The following is a 21,278-nucleotide window of genomic DNA, read 5'->3' as shown; positions in this document are numbered from 1 at the left end:
ACAACTATTATTTTAATTTATGATTCTAGTTTTTATTGATCCCACCAAACCTTGGTGTCCAGATTATCCGGTCCCATACGGGCAACGGCCTCTGCCAAGTTATCCCCGTTAACGGCTATTTCATCATTAGGGTAGGTATGCCTGTTTATAAAGTCTCCTGAAATGTCCTGTGCTGGGAAAGGGTTTGGTGCTAACACAGGAAAACCAGATCTTCGGAAGTTGGCAAAAGCCTCCGGTCCGTTTAAGAAGGATGCCACCCAGTATTGTGTATTAATTTGCTCCAAAGCGTTACCTGCATCAAATGGATTTGCAACCAAATAAGCATCCACATCTACCGAGGGAATTTCCATACTGGCATCATGAAGGGCCATTTGATCCATATGGGCCCTTACACCGGCCTCATAATAATCAGCCGCAGCACCACTGACCCAACCTCGGATAGCTGCCTCCGCCAGTAATAGTTGTGTTTGTCCATAGGTGATAATAAACATGGGGCCGTTTATTTTTGCGATTCGAGTACGATCGGCCTGGCTGTAGTCATAAAAACTTGCCAAACCATCGGCCTCAGCCTGCGCGACAATGGAGCCATTATCAAAACCCATGGGCATGCCTATTTGATCACTTGGATTTGTAGAGGCTATATCCGCAACCTGTTCCGGTCCAGAACCGGCACCAACATATCTTACCGCAATAGCACCAAGTCTTGGATCTGATGTGCCGGACAAGTAGTCCACAAAGGATTTTACCAAATAATAATTATTGGCCTCACTTCCATTAAGCGTATTGCCCGCTGAATTAACATAGTTGAAATCGTGCCGAATGACGTAATTGTCATCATTGGATTCCATAAGCCCGCCTGCCACGGCAGCTGTAACGGTTTGTTGTGCTAAAGCAGCATCTACTTCCGTAAGTCGCATTCCCAGTCTTAACAAAAGGGAGTACCCCATTTTTTTCCACTGAGAAATGTCCCCTCCAAATAAAACCTCCCCGGGGTAGGTATCTCCAGCAGGGTTTAAGGCCGCAGCGGAAGCACTAACCACATTGATCAAATCCTGGTAAATGCTTTCTTGTGCGTCATACCTAGGAAATACGATTTGTTCGGAAATCCCAACGCCGGCCTCAAAGTAGGGGACATCCCCATACGTATCGGTAAGAAGTGCAAAGGCATGAGCTTGAATCAAGGTTGTCATGTGCAACAAATTGCTTTTATCCGGTTGGTCCGCCAACTGGGCAAGGATATCTCCGGTATGTTTAATTACCGTTGTATAATAATCGTTCCAGTGCTGCTGCGTGGAATTTCTATTATCCTGATTGTAATTGCCTCCTGTGAGTACCCCGGAATTTGGTGAAACCATTTGTTGTACTATGGCCATATCGTAAATCAATTGTCCATTGGAAAATGAAGTTCCTATGATGGCGTTGTTCAATAGGAAAACCTCATCTACGCTGGTGGGGTCTACGACATTGGTGTTCAGTTCGTCCAAATCCTCCTCACAGGACAGGGTAGAACAGAGCAGGATTAAAACAAGTGTATATTTATATAAATTGTCCATTGTCATTTTCTTTAAAATTTACAGTTCAAGTTAAAACCTATAGCCCGGGTGGTAGGTACTCCTGTTGATTCCAGTCCGGATACATTATCTGAAGTAAATCCAAACGAATCAGGATCAATGTTGGGTACCCACTTCTTTAGTATGAGCACATTATTGGCTACAAGACTGAGCTTGGCACTTTTAAGAAAGAATTTTTCCGGAATAAGCTTTCTAAAATCATAACCGAGTGTTATCTGCCGCAGTTTCCAATAGCCCGCGTTGTACACTATCGGTTCTATGAGCTGTTGCGAACGTACTACTTCCCAATAGCGTTGTGATTCCGTGGCGACAGTATTCACCTCTCCCGCTTGGTTTACGCCATCCCCAACAACCCCGGTCTCCCTACCTGGTAAGGTCATCTTGTGCAGGCCATGTCGCGTGGCGTTAAAGTTGGTCCCAGAAATCATATCGTTACCCAATCTGAAATCTATAAGAAAGGAGAAATCAAAATCTTTGTACCTGAAACTATTGGTGATACCGCCGATATAGTTTGGAATGGCACTTCCAAAGAATACAATATCATCAGTTCTTAAGGGTCTGCCATCGTCTGCAAATACTTGTCTGCCTTGATCATCTCTTTGAAAACCAAAACCGGCCAATTGTCCAATTTCCTCTCCCACAACTTGGTATAGAAAGCCATTGAATACATGCCTACCGACCAATATTCGTTCTCCAGGTTCGTCAGTGAGAAGGCTAATTACTTTGGTTTTATTGTAGGCTATATTAAAGGTGGCATCCCATTGGAAATCCTCGGTTTGAATAGGTACCACATTTAACAAGGCCTCCACACCGTCATTTCTGCTCTCTCCACTATTTATAAGTTGATTTACGAATCCTGACGCATTCGAAATTTGGGCTGTTACGATTTGGTCAAAGGTCGTCTTCCGGTAAACGGCCAAATCCAAACGTAGTCTATTATCCAAAAATCTAAGATCTAGACCAATCTCCGTCTCTTTGACACGCATTGGCCTAAGATCCGGGTTGGGCAATATATTTCCGTCGGCCCCTGCAACCGGACTGAGGTTGCCATTGGGAGTGGGAAACAAATTGGCATTGATATTATAGAACAATTGATCGGAAAAAGGTTGTACATCCGTATCGCTGCCCACTTCGGCATAGGCTGCACGTATTTTCCCAAAAGTCAGCCAGTCCACATTTAAATTATTGGAGAAAATATAACTCCCTGTAACGGAGGGATACAAAATGCTTCTATTATCGGGGGATAAGGTAGAAAACCAGTCATTGCGCAATGTAGCATTCAAATAATAGGTATCCTTGTAGGAAAGTTCTGCCGCACCATATAACGAATTGACCCCTCTGGTAAAAAGATCATATGTGGGATCTTTTATACGGGCATTTTGTACCGTATATAAATCACGAATAACAAAATCTGTGCCGACTACTCTATTGATTTGGGATTTTTGTTCCATGAGGTTACCTCCCACGTTAACATCTACCCCAAAATCACCAAATTGCCTTGTCGCCGTCAAGAGAAAGTCAATATTGGTTTCCCTAAATCTTCTCGATTCCTGGGTATACTGACCGTTTACAAAACCTTCCGGAGCAGGTTGTCTGGAGGCCTGTCCCGTAGGATAGTTGTTATAATCCTGATCCCGTGACCAGTAATCCTGGCCGACCCTTCCCTGCAAAGAAAGCCATGGCAGTATTTTATAGCGCAAAGCAATATTACCGAAAATACGATCTCGCTCAATATTATTAAACTGCTCGGAGAGTGTAAAATAGGGATTGGTCCTATTCCGGAAACGGGAATAGACAAATTCATTTCCTTCTGCATTAAATTTGTTTGCGTCCAACAAATCCAATGGCATGGAGTTGGCCATGTTATACAAGGCCACCGGAATGGTATTGTCCTGTTGGGCTACGTTGGGAGGATTGGTATTTTGTTCATTGGAATAATTGACGGTAGCGGTGACGTTCAATTCATCGGACAAATCATAGCTTAGCCCTAAGTTCACAGTTCTTCGTTCAAATTCGTTATTAGGGGTTATACCTTGGCTAGCCAAATTGGATAGCGAGAGGTTAAAACCACCTTTTTCGTTTCCCCCGGACATTGCTATGGAATGGGTAACATCCAAACCATCGCGGTAGAATTTTTTTACCCTATCAAATTGAGGGACGTATGGCACTTCTATACCATCGAATAAAATCTGTGTCATTCCAGGTTGAAATCGCTCTCCAAAAGACCATTGTCCAGAAGTGGGATTTGCACTGGTAGGCCGTACCCCGTTTTCCCCTTGGCCGTATTCATATTGGTAATCCGTAAAATCCAGCGGGGTTTGATTTACAATGTTGAGATTATAGGTTACTCCAATACCTTGGCCTTCGCCTCTAGTCTTGGTGGTTATCATGATTACGCCATCCTTGGCCCGTGACCCATAAAGCGCAGCGGCGGCGGCACCTTTTAAGACGGTCATACTTTCAATATCATCCGGGTTGATACTAGAAAAACCGTCTCCACCGTCAGAGGTAATGCCTCCACCACTGGTAGCACTATTTTCGCCTCCTGTACTTCTTGGATTTGTTCCAAAAGAAGTGTTATCAACAGGTACGCCGTTGACTACCAATAAAGGTGTATTTGTTCCTCCAATGGATGACTGGCCCCGCAATCTTACCTTGGTGGATCCACCCGGGCCCGTACCTAGAGAGGAAACATTGACCCCAGCTACCTTACCCTGCAAGGTGCTCATAAAATTGGTGGTCCTATTTACATTCAATTCTTCGCCGTCTACCTTTGAAACCGCATAGCCCAATTTTCGGGCATCTTTTCGGATACCAAGGGCGGTTACTACCACTTCATCCAATTCTTCAGAATCCTCCGAGAGGGAAACATCAATGGTACTGGACCCGCCTACGGGAATTTCCTTTGTTCCGTAGCCCAAACCGCTAAAAACCAAAACCACGTTGTCCCCGGAAAGTTCAATGGTATAATTTCCGTCAAAATCTGTGGCCACCCCGTTGGTCGTATTCTTTTCAACCACTGAGATTCCAGGAATCGGTGAGCCATTTGTATCCGTTACCGTCCCTGTAACCGATTGTTGCAGAGCAGGAATTGGAATACTTGTATCCATATGGTCCAGTAATTCCTTTTTGGTCAATATGATCTGGGTCTCAAAAACCTCGAACTTTGTAAAGGTTCCCTCAAACAAATCACTTAAAACATAGGTCACAGGTTCTTCAACATAGTGGACGGAGACCTTTCTTTCATAATCAACCTGGTCATCACTGTACAATACCTTGAATTCTGTAAGTGATTCTATTTCCTTCAATACCTTTTCAACACTCACATTTTGAAGTTGCAAGGTGATTTTAGTTTCCAAGGCATCATACATACCGCCCTGGGCCTGAAAAAAGGAAATGACAAAAAGGTATAGGGCAAGTTTCATTTTAAGATGGAGCTTCAATGGATAGGGAGTTAGCCTCCCTATTCTCTTCATCGGGATTTTCATATCTTTGCTGTAATTTAGATGGTTAACGTAAGTTTTAGATCACTCTAAATCCAATCGGGAAATGTGCCAGCATTTTCCGATTTTCTTTTTTTGAGTCAGTTGTCAAGAGTTTTACTTCATAAGCATTCTATTTTTTAAGGTTGTTCTATAATAATCTGATTGTCTTCCCTTATTTCAAAATGCAAGGGATGGCTCTTTTTAAAGGCGTTGAGTATCTGTTCCATGGTTTCCGTATCAAAACTGGCGGTAAAACGCACGTCGTCCAGAGTCTTATTGTTGTTTGTTATCCTAACGTCATAGTTGCGTTCCAATTTTTTTAGGATATCCTTGAAAGGAATATGATTGAAGATAATTTTACCATCCATCCAACCTGTATAGATATCAGTGTCGACCTCGCTGTAAGCCATGGATTTGTCCTCCTTTTGCCACGTGGCCATGAAACCAGGTTGTAACCTTGCTTGGGCCTTCGAATCGAAATCCTGTCCCTCTTCAAAAAAACCGACCGAACCTTCGACCAATACAGTTTTTACCTTCGCATCTTCAGGATATGCCGAAAGATTAAATTGGGTTCCCAAAACCTGAATGTTGAGTTCGTTTGCATTTATAACAAAAGGATGTCGTTCATCCTTTGCAACATCAAAATATGCTTCGCCCTGTAAAAACACCTGTCTGTTTTTGCCCCTTATAAATTCAACAGGATATCTCAAGGTGGTGCCCGCATTAAGATGTACCTTGGTGCCATCTGACAGTATTAACATAAACCTTTTGCCATAGGGTACTTTAAGCGTATTGTACACAAACTTTTTCCCCGCTGAGGACTTGTGATAGATCAGTTGATTTCCATTTTGCAGGCCAACACGATACCCTTCCTTATCCAATACGGAAGTAGTCCCTTCTCCCGAAAGGACTTTTGTACTTCCATCGGATAACTGTAAGGTAATCTTATCGGCTGGATCTATTTCTGGATCTACAATTTTATCGGGAGTGGAAATCTGTTTATAAACCATTCCTATTCCCAAAAAAATCAAGGCAACAGCAGCGTACTTGAAGAATTTTCTAAGTCTGAGCTTTTGATAGGTGCTTTTATCCTTTTTAATTTTTTCAAGCAGACGTTTTTTTGTCCTATCAGAGTTATATTGCCCCATGGCGTAGTTTATAGTATAATTGATTTCAACAAAAGATCTAAAGGTCTTTGAATTCCCTTTTTTTTCCAACCACGAAGTCAAGGAATCCAGGTCCTCCGAAGTGATAGATTGGGTGAAGTAGTTTGTGATAATGTTCTTTATCTCAGATTTGCTCATGACATATACTTCATTTACGAACTGATTTTTTAAAACCCTAAATTTTTCATAAAATTTTTATACATTGTAGCGAAATAACCCAAAAAAATTGGCAATTTCTCATTGATGATGGTTGATTTTAACAATAACGCAAGCTTGATACAATGTTTGAAGGATGGAAACGAAAAGGCATATTCCTTTTTGGTGGATAAGTACCATCATAGATTATGTGTGTATGTTCATAGTTTGGTGAACGATAAGGATCAAGCCGAGGATATTGTACAAAATGTATTTATACGGACTTGGGAAAGACGTAGAAATCTGAATACCGAATACACTATTAAAAGTTTTCTATACAAATCGGCACACAATGAGTTCATTGATCAATATAGAAAACGAAAATCCGTTACGGCCCTGGAAAAAAAATACATTGAGGAGTTGGATAGATTTGTATCACGGGACGATGCATTTTTTGAAAAGCTGCTTTTTAGGGTCCAACGAGAAATTCAAAACTTACCTCCTAAATGCAAGGAAATTTTTTTGATGAGCAAACGGGACGGTCTTAGCAATATTGAAATTGCCGAATATCTCAATGTTTCCAAAAAGACCATAGAATATCATATGACCAAGGCATTTGCCATATTAAGAAAAAGGGCCAATAGCGATGTAGAGCCCACTTTGTTTTTGTTGTTCGGCATACCGGTTTTTAAAAGGTGAGTCTTTCGATCTAAAATTTCAAAAACGAGCTTAAAGCTTGCTCTTTTTTGGTTATTCATTCAATTTTAATAAGGATAGAAAACCCGCTATTTTTTAATGGATTATACTCGTTCCTTGCTTTTGCAGGGGTTGTTCGGCCAAACTTCTATTCATTATCTTTTCACTATTTTTGATGAATTTTTAATATAACACCACGATATGATGAAAAATATAGTTTTTGCAATTGTGGGTTTGGCCATGGCCTGCAACTCTTCCCAAAAACCGGTAGTAGAAACCACGCAGGATTCAGTACAAGAAACCGGTTCGGTTTCCTTTGCGGAGACCATAACGGAAACTGAGTTAAAGGAGCATCTCTATACTTACGCTTCGGATGAATTTGAGGGAAGGGAAACCGGAAAGCCCGGTCAAAAAAAAGCAGTGGAATATTTAAAAGCAGAGTACACAAAATTAGGTATACCTGCAGCTAAGGATAACGGTATTTATTTTCAGGATGTACCTTTGGAAGTAACCCAATTACCTACCGGAAGTGTTATTCTTAATACCTTGGAATATCCCATAGGCGAACACATTCTTACCTTTAATGCCGCCGACGGTTCTTGTACCGAGATCGTCTATGCAGGATATGGAATTGAAGAAGACGGATATTCCGATTATGAAGGATTGGATGTAACCGGAAAAATGGTATTGGTTAAATCTGGCGAACCAAAGAAAATGGATGGTACCTATAAAATTTCCGGTACCCAGGAAAAGTCAATTTGGAGCAATCTTTCGGAATCTTTGGGCAAACGCATGAAACTGGCCTCGGAAAAAGGTGCCAAAGGAATACTCTATTATGATGCGGCGAACTACAGCCGATTTAAAAGCCAGTTCCGGTATATGAAGAATAACAACAATGAAAAAATGGGTCTAAGCTCTAAAGCAAATCAAAAATTTAACAAGTTTTTCATTGACACTGATTTCGCCAAGGCCGTGTTTCCAGAAATTGAAAGTGAATCGACTTCAAGAACAATCCCCATACAATTGGAGTTTAAGGTTAGTGGCCAAAATGAAATGGTGAATTCGGAAAATGTGGTTGCCATTCTTAAGGGTTCCGAAAAACCGGATGAATATATCATCATTTCGTCCCATTTAGATCATATAGGGGTTACTCCGGATGGGGATGTCAACAACGGTGCGGACGATGATGGTTCCGGTACGGTGGCTATGTTGGAAATTGCCGAAGCTTTTAAGAAAGCTTCGGACGCAGGCAAGGGCCCTAAACGTTCCATTGTTTTCCTTCATGTTACTGGCGAGGAAAAAGGACTACTTGGCTCATTATACTACACGGATTTTGAACCTATTTTTCCCTTAAACCAGACCGTGGCCAATCTGAACATAGATATGATAGGTAGGATAGATCCCAAACGGGAAGGGGATAGAAACTATGTTTATCTCATAGGCTCAGATAAACTAAGTACCGATCTTCATCAGCTTTCCGAAGAAGTAAATAAAAAGTACACCAATTTAGAGTTGGATTACACCTATAATGACGAGAACGACCCCAATCGTTTTTATTACAGAAGCGACCACTACAATTTCGCCAAAAACAATATTCCGATAATCTTTTACTTCAATGGTACGCATAACGACTACCATAGGCCCGGCGACACTCCGGACAAAATCAACTATGACCTGTTAATGAACAGGACCAAATTGATTTTCCACACCGCTTGGGAGGTGGCCAACAGGGATCAGAAAGTAGTTGTGGACAAGGTGAGCAAATAAAAAAGTCCTATCTGTAAGGACAGGACTTCTTCACCAAAAATTGGGTGGAAGACCGGGTTCGAACCGGCGACCTCTGGAACCACAATCCAGCGCTCTAACCAGCTGAGCTACAACCACCATTTATAAGCGGTGGCAAAGGTAATTTTTTTTAATCGATCTTTCAAAATCTAACAGTGCTAATTTAAAAAACCAAACAGCTTTTTTAATCACTTGTTATATCAAAAACATCGATGAAATACGCTTCTATGCCGATAAAACACACAAAAAATGCCGTTTCACAACATTAATTAGACCAACTACGATTGAGAAATTAATTTTAAGCATTTATAAGACACCACAGTATGTCCCTAATAAATGCCTACGTTAAATCTTTTCCAAACTATTGGAGAAACAATATCCTTTTGTGCATTTTCGGGATTCTTTCTATACATTTTCCTTTTGCCCAATCTACAAAACGTCATAATCTGGAAGATCAGATTAAAACTATTAGGGCCCAGTCCAATTTTAATCCCCAGGATACCACCTATATCAATTTGCTCAATAACCTAGGGTCAGAATTGCGATTTTATAATTTGGACAGCCTTTTAATACTCTCCAAAGAAGCTCTTGCGCATAGCGAGTCTGCGAAATACAAAAAAGGAAAAAGCATGTCCCTGTTGGGGATAGCAGAATATTACTCCGATAGAGGAAATCATACGGAGGGCATATCCTACTACACAAAGGCATTGGTATTGGCCAAGGAACTAAACAATCCTAACCTTATACTCCGGTTACAAAATAATTTAGCAGGTGAATTCGGTTATCTCGGAGATTATGCAAAAGCCCTTAGCGGCTACCTCGAAAGTATAGAGATCGCAAAACGTGTGGATGATCAGCTTATGCTATCCATTTTAAATGAAAATATAGCCAATTTATACGCCACTCAAAAGGATTACAAACAGGCCTTGGATTTTTACGAAATCGTTAAAAAAATAAACCAGGGAATTGGCAATGAAGTAACTTCCGCGGAAACGATGAGCAATATGGCTTCGGTGTACGCCGATATGGGAAAACTGGATTATGCCATGTTTAACATTAATAGCAGTATTACCGTATTTGAAAATCATGAAATTAGGGATTGGCTTGCTTTTGCCTATGAAATAAAAGGAAAGACTTACCTAAAGCAGAAAAAGTATAAATGGGCTTTATACTGGTACAACCAAGCTGAAATGCTTCATAAAAAGTTGGATGATGATCGAGGAGAAATCGATTTGCTCAACGGAATGGCCGAAGCACATTTAGGACTTAGGAATGACAGTATCTCCCAACATTATGCGCTTAGGGCCTATAGCATATCTACAAAAATAAATTTTAAGGAAGGTACCCAAAAATGTGCCAGAACTCTTTACAAAATCAATAAGAACAAGCAGGATTTTGCCGCCGCCTTAAAATACCATGAAGTCTACCAAAGTCTTTCCGATACGCTTTCCCGTAATGAAAACAAGAAAAGTCTTACTATGCTAAAGACCAAGGTTGAGCATGAAAAACAAAAAATGGTCTTGGTCCGGGAAAATGAAATGGCGCTGGCTACCCAACAGAACTATGTAAATGCGGCACTTGCTATTCTTTTGGTTTTTGTGGTAGTTACCTTTCTCGTGCATAGGGGTGAAAAAATCCAGAAAAAACTCAATAAGAAACTACAAATAAAAGCGGAGGAACTGGAACAAAACGATTTGGAGCTGCGGGAAATCAATGAAACCAAGGATAAGCTTTTCTCCATTATCGCCCATGATCTAAGAGGACCCATAGGAGCTTTTCAGGGGTTGTTAAAACTTTTTAAGGAAAAGGAAATAGACCAAACCGAATTTTTAAACTTTATCCCTAAGTTACGTACGGATATAGATCATATAGCATTCACCTTAAACAACCTTCTCTCATGGGGACAATCCCAAATGAACGGTGCTACTACCAAACCTAGGATAATCCCCTTGGAAAACATTGTTGAGGAAAACATAAATCTCCTTTCCGAAATTGCTACGAACAAGTCCATTAAAATAACGAGTCAACTCACGCCGAACACCATGGCTTGGTCTGATGCAAACCAGATAGATATTGTGGTCAGGAACCTCATAAGTAATGCACTCAAGTTTACCCCAAAAGACGGAATGATAACTTTAAAGGCTGTGGAAAAAAACAAACATTGGGAAATCTCGGTACGTGATACAGGAATCGGGATGGATCGGGAGACCCAAGAAAAAATTTTTGACGACAATTCCAATATAACTACCTATGGCACCGATAATGAAAAAGGGACAGGTCTTGGGCTTTCCTTGTGTAAAGAAATGGTAGAAAAGAATGGTGGAACTATCTGGGTAGAAAGTTACCTTCGGAAAGGGTCAACTTTCTTTTTTACCGTACCCAAGGCCAGTAAGGAATACCAAAAAGCGGTTTAGATCAGGGAGTCCAGATTTTTGACCGCTATAGGACGTTCAACGGTGAATCCCTCAGCATGTTCAACTCCTACCAACCTTCCCAAGTCCCTGGCCCGGTAATTAACGCTATCCAGAAAATTCTTGCTGCTTATCGGTGTTTCCGGCTCTTCGCTGTTTGGGTCATGAAATTGGGAACTATAGGCCAAAATTGCCTCATTCTTCTTTTCAATGAACCCGGAAACATCCACGGCAAAATCGGGTTTGAGATTTTTCCATTGAATGAAATGATAGATCTGCTTAGGACGCCAAGGGTCTTGCCAACTATCGTCCCCATCCAATTTGGTGTCAATTTTTATCAGGCCGCTTAGGAAACAAGCATCACTGACCAATTTGCTTCCTTTTGCATGATCTATGTGACGGTCATCAACCGCATTGCACAACACAATTTCCGGTCTATATTTCCGAACCATACGGATAATGGCCAATTGATGTGTTTTATCATTTACAAAGAACCCATCAGCAAATTCCAGGTTTTCCCGTACTTCTATCCCCAGTATCTCTGCTGCCTTGGCGGCTTCCCTATCCCGTATTTCGGCAGATCCCCGAGTTCCCAGTTCGCCTCTAGTAAGATCTATAATACCTACTTTCTTGCCATTGGCAATCTCTTTTGCCATTGTAGCTCCGGCTCCCAATTCTGCATCATCCGGATGAGCTCCGAATACCAGTATATCTAATTTCATTTTTGTGGTTTAGTTAAATTTGGTCCGTTGCGATTTTAATTACCGTTTCAGCATCTAACCAGCATTTTTTGTCCTTTTCAAAGCCTGCTCTATATCGGCCATTAGATCTTCCGGCTCCTCTATCCCTACCGAAAAGCGTATGAGTGCATCGGAAATTCCTTGCCTTTTTCGCTCTTCCGCCCCTAAAAGGGCATGCGATGTGCGCGCTGGTGACAAAACCGTACTTTCCACTCCGGCCAAACTCATTGAGGATTTGATCAATTCCAATGCCTTTTGAAATTGTAGGGCATCCAAATTTTCCTTTAATTCAAAAGAGAGCATTCCTCCAAAACCTTTCATCTGTAATTTTGCAATATCATAATCAGGATGATCGGGGAGTCCTGGATAATAGACTTTCCGGATATCATTATGCGAATCCAGATACTCGGCCATGCGTTGCGCATTTTCGTTCTGTGCCTTTACGCGAATGCCCATGGTCTTCATACTTCGTTCCAACAACCAAACGGTATAGTCACTTAAACTTCCACCTAAATTTTTGGCCAAACTAAAGATACGAGCAATATTTTCATCTGTAGATGCGACTGCCCCTGCACAAATATCGGAATGTCCGCCCATATATTTGGTAGCGCTATGGATGACCACGTCGATTCCGAAATCTATGGGGTTCTGATTTACCGGACTTGCAAAGGTATTGTCTATCATCGAAATGAGGCCATGTTTTTTTGCAATTTCGGCAATCCCGTATAAACTAGTGATCGTCAAAAGTGGATTGGACGGAGTTTCAATATAAATCACTTTTGTATTTTCTTTGATAAGATCTTCAAAATCTTCAGGCCGCCATCCTTGGGTAAATGAATATTCAATACCCCACTTATTGAATTCCTCAGTTATCAGATGATATGTACCCCCATATAGAATTTGTTGGAGCACAATATGATCACCCGCCTTTAAAAAAGTTAACAAGGCCGTACTTATTGCGGCCATTCCACTTCCAAAAATCAAAGCTGCTTCGGCATGTTCCAAAGCAGCTATTTTTTTACATAGAGCTTCCTGATTGGGCGTATTGAAATACCTTGGATACCGTTTTACATCCACATCCTCAAAGGCATAGGATGTACTCATATACAAGGGAGAAGTAGCTCCTTTGTATTCATTATCCTTCACCTCACCCACATGGGTACAAATAGTATTGAGTCCCTTTTCCTTAGTATCCATTCCTGATTAAATTGGAAGTTGTCAAAGGTAATGAAATCGATTCAAGTTCAAATTCAAAAATCAAATACAAACTCAACCCCGCCGGTACTTTGGTCATTGGGCATCGAACTTCAGGCATTTTCAAATTAACCTATTTTCAAATCACAAATTCCGAGTACCAAATTCCAAAGTTGGGTTCAAATTTCTTCATCGATTCATTTTCACATTGACACATTTACACTCTGATTCATTGAATACATATTACTTTAGACCTCAACTCGCTTCCAATTCCCTTTTTTAAACCAAATAATTGCGATAATAGCAAGCAAAACCTCAGCAGTCGTAATGGCAATAAAAACACCCATTGCGCCCAAATTAAAGGTTATGGCGCCTAAATAGGCAATAGGTAGTTGAAACAACCAAAAAGACACCAAATTTATCTTGGTAGGCGTTCCCGTATCCCCGGCACCATTAAATGCCTGGGTAATTACCATACCATATGCATAGAAAATATATCCGGCCGCAATAATCTGTAGGCAGAGCCCTCCATTTTCAATCACGACGGGATTGTCATTAAACCACCCCACAATAGTCTTCGCGAAAAACAAATAGATTATGGAAACCAGTGCCATAAAATAGGCATTGTACTTCCCGGTCTTCCAAACAGAGGTTTCCGCACGATCGGGTTGTTTTGCCCCAAGGTTCTGACCTACCAAGGTTGCCGCCGCATTGCTCATGCCCCATGAGGGCATCAGCGTAAAGAGCATTACGCGAATTGCTATGGTGTAACCTGCCAAGACTTCACTTCCAAATTCAGAAATAATCCGCATAAGGAACACCCAACTTGAGGTTCCGATCAGGAATTGTGCAATACCTCCCAAAGAAACCTTTACCAGGTTAAACATGACTTTGAGATTCAGTACAACATCCTTGGCCGCAAGTTTTATGCGCCCCCAGCCAAAAAATAGAATCCCCAATTGGAACAATACGGCGGTTCCCCTGCCAATATTGGTAGCAATGGCAGCTCCCATTACCCCAAATTCTGGAATAGGTCCCCATCCAAAGATGAATATGGGGTCTAGAATGATATTCAGCCCATTGGATAAAACCAATGTCCACATAGCGATAGAGGCGTCTCCTGCACCCCTGAAAATGGCATTGATCAGGAAGAGTAACAAGATGGTAATATTGCCCCCTATAAGCCATTTGGTGTATCCGTATCCTTCGTCAATTAAATCTTGCTCCGCACCCATAAGTGCCAAGATTTCCCTTGCATACAAAAATCCTATTATTCCAACCAGTACGGCAACCAAGACCCCCAGTAAGATGGCCTGTACTGCGGATTCCCTAGCACCTTGTATATCTTTTTCGCCTATCCTACGGGCCACTACCGCGGTTGCCGCCATACTCAGGCCAATGGCCACAGCATAAACTAAGGTAATGACGGATTCAGTTAGACCTATCGTTGCCACTGCGTTTACACTAACCTGCGAAACATAGGCGATGTCCACGATAGCAAAAATAGACTCCATCATCATCTCCAAAATCATGGGGATGGAAAGCATAAATATGGCCTTGCGAATACTTCCGGTTGTAAATTCGGTCTCCTTACCGGTTACAGCGGTAATGAAATATTGAAAAAGCTTTTTAAAAGTAAGTGTATTATTATGTGTCATTATGTTAAGAAATTATGTTGAACGAAGAGAAAGATGTCAAGTAGACCGATTGGAAAATCGATTACTTTTTTGGTTTAAACCCTATGACATCTATGGTGTACATAATTTCTATAACTTCATAATGGTGCAAATATCGTAATTTTTCTTATTTGGCCTATTAAAAAAAGGAAAAGTTTTTAATTATTTGATTTTCAATACATTATATAATAAACAAACTACAGAAGCTAATGTTACATTAAGGGCTCGGAGCCAAATATTCATTACTTGCTATAATTCAACCTATATCGCCAGTAGCTGATACCCCCTAAAATCAAGGCACCTAATACCATGTGCCAAACATAGTCCGGGGTAATAGCAGCAGCCCCACTTTGACCATAGCTATGGAGACCGACCAGATAATAATTGACGCCCAAATAGGTCATCATTATGCTTCCAATGGCAATTAAGCTAAGAAAGTTGAACAACCACCTGTTGCGGAGCCCAGGTACCAAACGGGTATGGATGACAAAGGCATAGATCATAATGGATATAAGTGCCCAGGTCTCCTTAGGATCCCAGCCCCAATAACGGCCCCAGCTCTCATTGGCCCATTGACCTCCAAGAAAGTTTCCAATGGTAAGCATAACCAAACCAACTGTTAGGGCCAACTCGTTTATAATGGTCAATTCCTTTAAGTTGATTTCCATCCGTTTCTTATTCTCCTTCGTGGTGAGTATAATCAAAAACAAGCTCACCAAGCCCAAAATGGCACCTATGAACAATGGGCCATAGCTTCCAACAATAACAGCTACATGAATCATTAGCCAATAACTGTCCAACACTGGCACCAAATTGGCAATGGACGGATCTACCCAATTCCAATTGGCTATCATCAACAACATGCCTCCTACAAAGGTTGAGGCAGCTATGGTCATATCACTTTTTCTACCGAACGCCAATCCTATGGCAACGGTAGCCCAAGCCACATAAAGAATACTTTCATAAGCATCACTCCATGGGGCATGGCCAGAAACGTACCAGCGCAAAATCAATCCAGCTGTGTGCCAAAGAAACAGAAGAATAATTGAGCCCATAAAAAAGTAGGTTCCTATTTTCCATATCTCCCGATCCTTAAAAATCCTAAAAATCAATACAAAAAATAATAGAAGGCCTACCGTCAAATATAGCCACCATAATCTGTTAAAAATGTCCAGCTTGTTGTAGATGATTTCAGTACTGATTTTTTTGTCCGGGGGCAATACCTCGCTACCGTGGTTTTTTTGGTTCTGTTTAAAGGCCGATAAGAGCTTGTCGGCTTCCGTATAGTCGCCAGTTTGCTTTGCCTTTTGTAGCGTCCCCAAATAATACGGAAGGGCATTCTGGATAAAATTTGCATATAAGGAATCAGCCACCTGATATTGCCCTGTTCGATATTCCACTGTAGAAATCCACTTATTGTTCTCATCGTTCAATAAAGGAAAAATCTTGATAATCTGTCCGCTTAAGGCCTGATTTAGTAAACTCACACGAATATGTGCGTCCTTAAAATCCTGTTCAAATTTATCGGGAATATTGGTAGCTGTGGCCTGCATAAGAAATGGTTCCAGTTTGTAACGTCCCTTTTCATCAAAAAAGTCAGTGGCACTTACATATTCCTGGCCTGCGGGCACTCCTATAACCTTACGTATACTATCATTTTTAGATTTTTTGTCCAAGGCAATGAATTCCGTATTGTACCAAGCCACTGGATTTAACATCATGGAAAGGAACACCTGATCGGCATTCATATCCTTGTAGGTATCCATTAGGCTTAATTTTCGCAGCAGTTCCGAGGAGAAGGTATTGATGGGTTTCATCCTTCCTCCCTCGTCCTGGATGATCAATTTTCCAAATTTTTCGGCATGCTCCTTGGATACGGTAGTCGCCTCTAGAACAGAATCTATCTGTTTTTGGTCAGGTCCAATGTTATGGTTATGCCCATCATTATCCGAATGTTCCTGCCCTAAGACAGGCACTGCAAATCCCAACAAGACGAGAATGGTCATTGCCGCCTTCTTTACCCTGATTTTTTCCAGGGATTTGGCCAAATCCTTAAAACGGGTCTTTCCAAAAAACATAATAGCCAATAAACCAAAATACAGTAAAAAGTAGCCTATATAGGTAATCCAGGTGCCCCATTGGTCATGATTTACGGATAGTACGGTACCTTTTTCATCCGGATGGAAACTAGACTGAAAAAATCGATATCCCTTATGGTCCAATACATGATTCATAAAAATATCATAGTCGAAAGGACGTTCATCCTTAACGGTAATCTTGCTCATAAAGGAAGCATATCCTTTTTCTGTACCTGGGTATTTCTCGGCGATAAAATCGTTCAATTGTATACTAAACGGAAGTTCATGTACCTTGGAGCCATAACCTAGCATAAAATCGAGTCCACCTACATTAAATTTCTCCGTAAGATTCGAAGTACCCTTTCCTCCCAACAATTTTTTTTGGACAGTCTCTCCCCCTACGGAAACCTCAACCACTAGAGCATCCAAAGTAGCTTCCGTAATTTGGGATTCGGGAACCTTAACTACGCCATAAGAACCTTTTACTACAGGTTCCGGAATTACAAATTGCATTCCAGCGGTATTGTAAAGGGAGCGCAATTGGAAGTCCTGCAAACTATCCTTAACCAGAGTTCCTTGCAACTGATCTGCCATTCGGAGAAAGTTGCCTTCGAATGGGGAGCGTATTTGATAGGTACTGTCCGTAACGAAAATATTTATGGCTCCGCTGGTGTCCTTATTCAAAGCGAAAAGTACACCATGAACGCTGGACACCTTACCACTCTCCAAATAGTGTTCATGCCGCTGCCCATCTCCAGCTTCAACAATCTTTAGATATTCCTTGCCATTTTCATCCTCTACCAACCCTTCTTTGGCCCCATCAATGAAATCCACATATGAAATAGTAAAGGGCTGTCCATTAAAGTCCATCTCCCAGGGAAGGTTGGATTTAAGGGCTTCCGCGGTAACGATCAAATCGTCCTCAAGAATCTTTCGTTTGGGCTCCCCATCAATTTGCCCATCCACATAAGCCTTAAGGTAGGTCTTGTCCGAATAAAAAACCTTTTCAGTGCTCCCTTCCCGAATAGGCATCATACCTTCATAACTGATATAACGCGTAATAAATGCCCCAATTATTATAAGTATCCATGAAAGATGAAGCACGAGAACCGGCCACTTTTTCCACTGTAATAAATTGTATTTGAATATATTACCGATGAAATTAATAACAAAGAAGGCCATAATGACCTCAAACCACCATGCGTTGTAAATCCATATTCTAGCGGTCTCCGTGCTATACCAAGTTTCAATAAACGTACCGAAGGCCATGGCCGTTGCGAAAACTAGGAAAAGAACGGCCATTAGACGTGTAGAAAAGAAAATTTCCTTTAGCAATTTTGTCATTTGGCCGAAGAATTTACATTTAAAGAAGGCAAAAATACAGTCTTTTTATGATTTTAAACAGGTAATACCAAATTAAAAGCTTAAACAAAACTGTTAAAGATAGATGAATTAAAGATGTAATAATATCTCTAAATTTGCGTATGATTTCAATCTCCATATTAGGTACAGGAAACGTCGCCAAACATCTATGGGATACTTTCTCAAAATACAAAGAAATCAAAGTGAACCAAGTAATAGGACGTAATCTGGATGCACTTGCCTACTACAGGAACAAAACCAAAACCTCCTCAGATTTCAAATCAATTGCGGATTCGGATATTTACATAATAGCGGTAAGCGATGATGCCATTTCCAGCGTATCCCAGTTTCTAAAGGGCAAAAAGGGATTGGTGGTCCATACCTCGGGGGGCACTCCATTGAACGAATTATCGTCAAACTTAAGAACGGGGGTTTTTTATCCATTACAAACCTTTACCAAAGGGCAACCTATAGATTTTAAGGAAGTCCCTATTTGTCTGGAAACCAAAGTTGAAGCAGATGGGCGACTATTGTATACATTGGCCTCACTCATTTCCAATAGGGTTCATTTTATTAATTCGGAACAACGCAAAAAGCTGCATTTAGCTGCCGTTTTTGCAAATAATTTTTCCAATCATATGTTCCATGTTGCCCATGAAATTTGCAATACGAGCGGACTTTCTTTTGATATCTTGAAACCCTTGATTTTCAATACCGTACAAAAAATTGAAACACTTTCACCTTATGAATCCCAGACCGGACCGGCACGGAGAACGGATAAGGGTACGATGCAAAAACATATCGATTTACTAAAAGAAGAAAACCACAAAGAGATTTACCGATTATTGAGTCGGTCTATACAAGAAACCTATGGAAAAGAACTATAAGGAAATTTTAAAGGATATTACCACGTTTGTCTTTGATGTTGACGGAGTATTTACGGACGGTACACTTTTAGTTACCACTTCAGGCGAAATGCTGAGGCAAATGAATGTTAGGGATGGGTATGCCCTTAAGACGGCCATCAATAAAGGCTATAATGTATGCATCATTACAGCGGGTAGCAATGAAGGGGTTAGGGAACGATTAAAAGGATTGGGAGTAAACCACATTTACATGGGAGCCCATTACAAAACCGCACCCTTGGAAGAGTATTTAAGAGGACAAGGCATAAGCCCGAATAATGTACTGTATATGGGAGATGACCTGCCGGATATCCCTCCCCTACAAAAGGTGGCCCTTCCCACATGCCCACAAAATGCTGTACAAGAGGTGAAGGCCATTTGCAAATATGTTTCACACAAAAATGGGGGTAATGGTTGTGTAAGGGACGTTGTAGAACAGGTGTTAAAAGTGAAAGGACATTGGTATAGTGCCGTTGAAACCCAAAAGGTCTAAGACCCGATGTTACAGGAAAAATTGAAAGGGTATTCATTAATCTTGGCTTCGGGATCACCACGGCGACAACAGTTTTTTAGAGAACTAGGGCTGGATTTTGAGATTCGTTTAAGGCCGATAGAAGAAAAATACCCCCAAGAGCTAAAAGGTCCAGAAATTTCCGACTATTTGGCGCAATTAAAAGCGGCCGCCTTTACTGGTGAACTGAAGCCAAACGAAATATTAATAACCTCGGATACAGTGGTCTGGCATAATGAAAAATCCTTGGCCAAACCGATTAATACTACTGATGCGTTTGCGATGCTGAAAACACTCTCGGGTGATTGGCACGAGGTGATTACTTCGGTATGTTTTACAACCACCTCCAAACAAAAGATAGTTACGGAGACTACCAGAGTTAAATTCAAAAAACTCACCGATGAGGAAATCCAGTTTTATGTGAATACCTATAAACCTTTTGATAAAGCTGGAGGTTATGGCATACAGGATTGGATAGGTTTAATAGCTATCAAAAAAATTAAAGGGTCTTATACGAATGTAGTAGGCCTGCCCACTCATATGGTCTACAAAACGTTAACTGATATGGTGGGTTGATGCTTTTTAGGTAATTTTGAAAAAACTGGCATAATGAAAAAATGGATCAAGTTTGAATTGGCCGTGGTGTTATTTGCAATTGTAATGACCTCCATGGAGTCATGCAAGGAAAAAGAAATTAAGGAAAATAAGGACATTGCCCTGAATGAAGGTACGAAAACTACTATTGAAAAGCCCAAAAAGAAACTTTCCAAAGAATTTAAGGAGTATTGGTACGCTGGCCAAGCCGAGATAACTTCATATGCTTTGGAGCAACCTAGATATGGACAAATGCGAGACGGGCATGCCGTCTTAGTTTTTGTCACCGAGCCTTTTTCAGCTGATAAACAGGTAAAGGCAGATGCCCATAAATCGGATAACATTCCTGTGTTAAAACTAAATAGCACAAAAAAATACCTTACCGGCGTATATCCGTATTCCATAATGAGCAGCAGTTTTTATCCCGTTCATGATAACGGACATTCGGTAAAGATTACATTTTCTGCACAGGAATGGTGTGGACAAGTCTATGCCCAATTGAACAATAGAGATCAATTTGAAGTTATGTCCCATTCCTATTTTGAATCTGAGGCCGACCAAAACTTGACTTTGGACAAGGTAACTTTGGAAAATGAATTATGGAACAAAATTCGAATCGATCCAAAAGATTTACCTATCGGGAATCTTAAAATTATACCTTCCATGGAATATGTTAGACTCTCTCATAAAGAACTAAAATCCTATAATGCCAAAGCTAGTTTGACCGACAATGGTGCAGAAAGTGAATACCTCATTGTTTATCCAGAATTACAAAGAACACTTAAAATCAAATTTTCAACGGCCTTTCCGCATACCATTGAGGGTTGGACGGAGACCTTCATCAGCGGTTATGGCGAAAGGGCTAAAACCATGACCTCTAGAGCCACGAAAATCAAATCCATAAAATCGCCCTACTGGCAAAGAAATGGAAATGAGCATGTGTCTTTGCGCGATAGTCTAGGATTGTAA

General features: G+C 40.9%; 14 protein-coding genes and 1 tRNA gene. 7 read left to right on the top strand and 8 right to left on the bottom strand.

What is annotated here, in order from left to right; genetic code table 11:
* Positions 1-32: 32 nt before the first annotated feature.
* The 3 genes from ACP2AF_RS14435 to ACP2AF_RS14425 form a co-directional block, all read right to left on the bottom strand.
* Positions 33-1,553 (bottom strand): SusD/RagB family nutrient-binding outer membrane lipoprotein, encoded by a 1,521-nt coding sequence (locus ACP2AF_RS14435; protein ID WP_425236855.1) that lies wholly within the window; start codon positions 1,551-1,553, stop codon positions 33-35.
* Positions 1,554-1,564: 11 nt separating this feature from the next.
* Positions 1,565-5,059, bottom strand: a complete 3,495-nt coding sequence (locus tag ACP2AF_RS14430) for a SusC/RagA family TonB-linked outer membrane protein (RefSeq protein ID WP_425236854.1) — start codon at positions 5,057-5,059, stop codon at positions 1,565-1,567.
* Positions 5,060-5,193: 134 nt separating this feature from the next.
* The gene (locus ACP2AF_RS14425; RefSeq protein WP_425236853.1) at positions 5,194-6,360 is read right to left on the bottom strand and encodes a FecR family protein; all 1,167 of its coding nucleotides are present in this window, start codon (positions 6,358-6,360) and stop codon (positions 5,194-5,196) included.
* 105 nt (positions 6,361-6,465) lie between these two features.
* On the opposite strand from ACP2AF_RS14425, the gene ACP2AF_RS14420 reads away from it, so the two are divergent.
* Together ACP2AF_RS14420 and ACP2AF_RS14415 are read left to right on the top strand one after the other, a co-directional pair.
* On the top strand, positions 6,466-7,056 hold the full coding sequence (locus ACP2AF_RS14420) for an RNA polymerase sigma factor (RefSeq protein WP_425236852.1): 591 nt from the start codon (positions 6,466-6,468) through the stop codon (positions 7,054-7,056).
* 201 nt (positions 7,057-7,257) lie between these two features.
* Positions 7,258-8,820 carry a M28 family metallopeptidase gene (locus ACP2AF_RS14415; RefSeq protein WP_425238034.1) on the top strand — a complete coding sequence of 521 codons (1,563 nt, stop codon included), beginning with the start codon at positions 7,258-7,260 and terminating at the stop codon, positions 8,818-8,820.
* Positions 8,821-8,862: 42 nt separating this feature from the next.
* Here ACP2AF_RS14415 and ACP2AF_RS14410 read toward each other — a convergent pair.
* Positions 8,863-8,938, bottom strand: a tRNA-His gene (locus tag ACP2AF_RS14410).
* Between the two features lie 223 nt (positions 8,939-9,161).
* Between ACP2AF_RS14410 and ACP2AF_RS14405 the strand changes: the two genes are divergently transcribed.
* The gene (locus ACP2AF_RS14405; RefSeq protein WP_425236851.1) at positions 9,162-11,252 is read left to right on the top strand and encodes a tetratricopeptide repeat-containing sensor histidine kinase; all 2,091 of its coding nucleotides are present in this window, start codon (positions 9,162-9,164) and stop codon (positions 11,250-11,252) included.
* Here ACP2AF_RS14405 and bshB1 read toward each other — a convergent pair.
* The 4 genes from bshB1 to ccsA all read right to left on the bottom strand — a co-directional run bounded on the left by bshB1 (position 11,249) and on the right by ccsA (position 18,281).
* A complete protein-coding gene (bshB1, locus tag ACP2AF_RS14400; RefSeq protein ID WP_425236850.1) occupies positions 11,249-11,971 on the bottom strand; it encodes a bacillithiol biosynthesis deacetylase BshB1 in 723 nt (240 codons plus the stop codon). The genes ACP2AF_RS14405 and bshB1 overlap by 4 nt on opposite strands.
* A gap of 54 nt (positions 11,972-12,025) precedes the next feature.
* On the bottom strand, positions 12,026-13,186 hold the full coding sequence (locus ACP2AF_RS14395; protein WP_425236849.1) for a trans-sulfuration enzyme family protein: 1,161 nt from the start codon (positions 13,184-13,186) through the stop codon (positions 12,026-12,028).
* A 245-nt stretch (positions 13,187-13,431) separates the two neighbouring features.
* Complete coding sequence (locus ACP2AF_RS14390; RefSeq protein WP_425236848.1) at positions 13,432-14,841, bottom strand: MATE family efflux transporter; 1,410 nt, start codon at positions 14,839-14,841, stop codon at positions 13,432-13,434.
* Positions 14,842-15,101: 260 nt separating this feature from the next.
* The gene (ccsA, locus tag ACP2AF_RS14385) at positions 15,102-18,281 is read right to left on the bottom strand and encodes a cytochrome c biogenesis protein CcsA (protein ID WP_425236847.1); all 3,180 of its coding nucleotides are present in this window, start codon (positions 18,279-18,281) and stop codon (positions 15,102-15,104) included.
* Positions 18,282-18,421: 140 nt separating this feature from the next.
* On the opposite strand from ccsA, the gene ACP2AF_RS14380 reads away from it, so the two are divergent.
* Genes ACP2AF_RS14380 through ACP2AF_RS14365 form a run of 4 tightly spaced genes read left to right on the top strand, consistent with a single transcriptional unit; the run spans position 18,422 to position 21,278 of the window.
* On the top strand, positions 18,422-19,186 hold the full coding sequence (locus ACP2AF_RS14380; RefSeq protein ID WP_425236846.1) for a Rossmann-like and DUF2520 domain-containing protein: 765 nt from the start codon (positions 18,422-18,424) through the stop codon (positions 19,184-19,186).
* Positions 19,170-19,697, top strand: coding sequence for a KdsC family phosphatase (locus ACP2AF_RS14375; protein ID WP_425236845.1), 528 nt, complete (start codon positions 19,170-19,172; stop codon positions 19,695-19,697). The genes ACP2AF_RS14380 and ACP2AF_RS14375 overlap by 17 nt, the downstream gene beginning before the upstream one ends.
* Positions 19,698-19,703: 6 nt before the next feature.
* Positions 19,704-20,291 (top strand): Maf-like protein, encoded by a 588-nt coding sequence (locus ACP2AF_RS14370; RefSeq protein WP_425236844.1) that lies wholly within the window; start codon positions 19,704-19,706, stop codon positions 20,289-20,291.
* A gap of 33 nt (positions 20,292-20,324) precedes the next feature.
* Complete coding sequence (locus ACP2AF_RS14365) at positions 20,325-21,278, top strand: septum formation inhibitor Maf (RefSeq protein WP_425236843.1); 954 nt, start codon at positions 20,325-20,327, stop codon at positions 21,276-21,278.

This window comes from Ulvibacterium sp., assembly GCF_965248315.1.
In the GTDB taxonomy this organism is placed as follows: domain Bacteria; phylum Bacteroidota; class Bacteroidia; order Flavobacteriales; family Flavobacteriaceae; genus Ulvibacterium.
Note: the sequence above shows the minus strand (reverse complement) of the source record. Positions and strands in the feature narration are given on the sequence as shown.

Bases quoted from the DNA above. Each gene is read 5' to 3' on its own strand.
- ACP2AF_RS14430 (WP_425236854.1), bottom strand. From the start codon at position 5,059: ATGAAAATCCCGATGAAGAGAATAGGGAGGCTAACTCCCTATCCATTG.
- ACP2AF_RS14375 (WP_425236845.1), top strand. From the start codon at position 19,170: ATGGAAAAGAACTATAAGGAAATTTTAAAGGATATTACCACGTTTGTC.
- ACP2AF_RS14415 (WP_425238034.1), top strand. From the start codon at position 7,258: ATGAAAAATATAGTTTTTGCAATTGTGGGTTTGGCCATGGCCTGCAAC.
- ACP2AF_RS14395 (WP_425236849.1), bottom strand. From the start codon at position 13,186: ATGGATACTAAGGAAAAGGGACTCAATACTATTTGTACCCATGTGGGT.
- ccsA (WP_425236847.1), bottom strand. From the start codon at position 18,281: ATGACAAAATTGCTAAAGGAAATTTTCTTTTCTACACGTCTAATGGCC.
- ACP2AF_RS14420 (WP_425236852.1), top strand. From the start codon at position 6,466: ATGATGGTTGATTTTAACAATAACGCAAGCTTGATACAATGTTTGAAG.
- ACP2AF_RS14380 (WP_425236846.1), top strand. From the start codon at position 18,422: ATGATTTCAATCTCCATATTAGGTACAGGAAACGTCGCCAAACATCTA.
- ACP2AF_RS14390 (WP_425236848.1), bottom strand. From the start codon at position 14,841: ATGACACATAATAATACACTTACTTTTAAAAAGCTTTTTCAATATTTC.
- ACP2AF_RS14425 (WP_425236853.1), bottom strand. From the start codon at position 6,360: ATGAGCAAATCTGAGATAAAGAACATTATCACAAACTACTTCACCCAA.
- ACP2AF_RS14370 (WP_425236844.1), top strand. From the start codon at position 19,704: ATGTTACAGGAAAAATTGAAAGGGTATTCATTAATCTTGGCTTCGGGA.
- ACP2AF_RS14365 (WP_425236843.1), top strand. From the start codon at position 20,325: ATGAAAAAATGGATCAAGTTTGAATTGGCCGTGGTGTTATTTGCAATT.
- ACP2AF_RS14405 (WP_425236851.1), top strand. From the start codon at position 9,162: ATGTCCCTAATAAATGCCTACGTTAAATCTTTTCCAAACTATTGGAGA.
- ACP2AF_RS14435 (WP_425236855.1), bottom strand. From the start codon at position 1,553: ATGGACAATTTATATAAATATACACTTGTTTTAATCCTGCTCTGTTCT.
- bshB1 (WP_425236850.1), bottom strand. From the start codon at position 11,971: ATGAAATTAGATATACTGGTATTCGGAGCTCATCCGGATGATGCAGAA.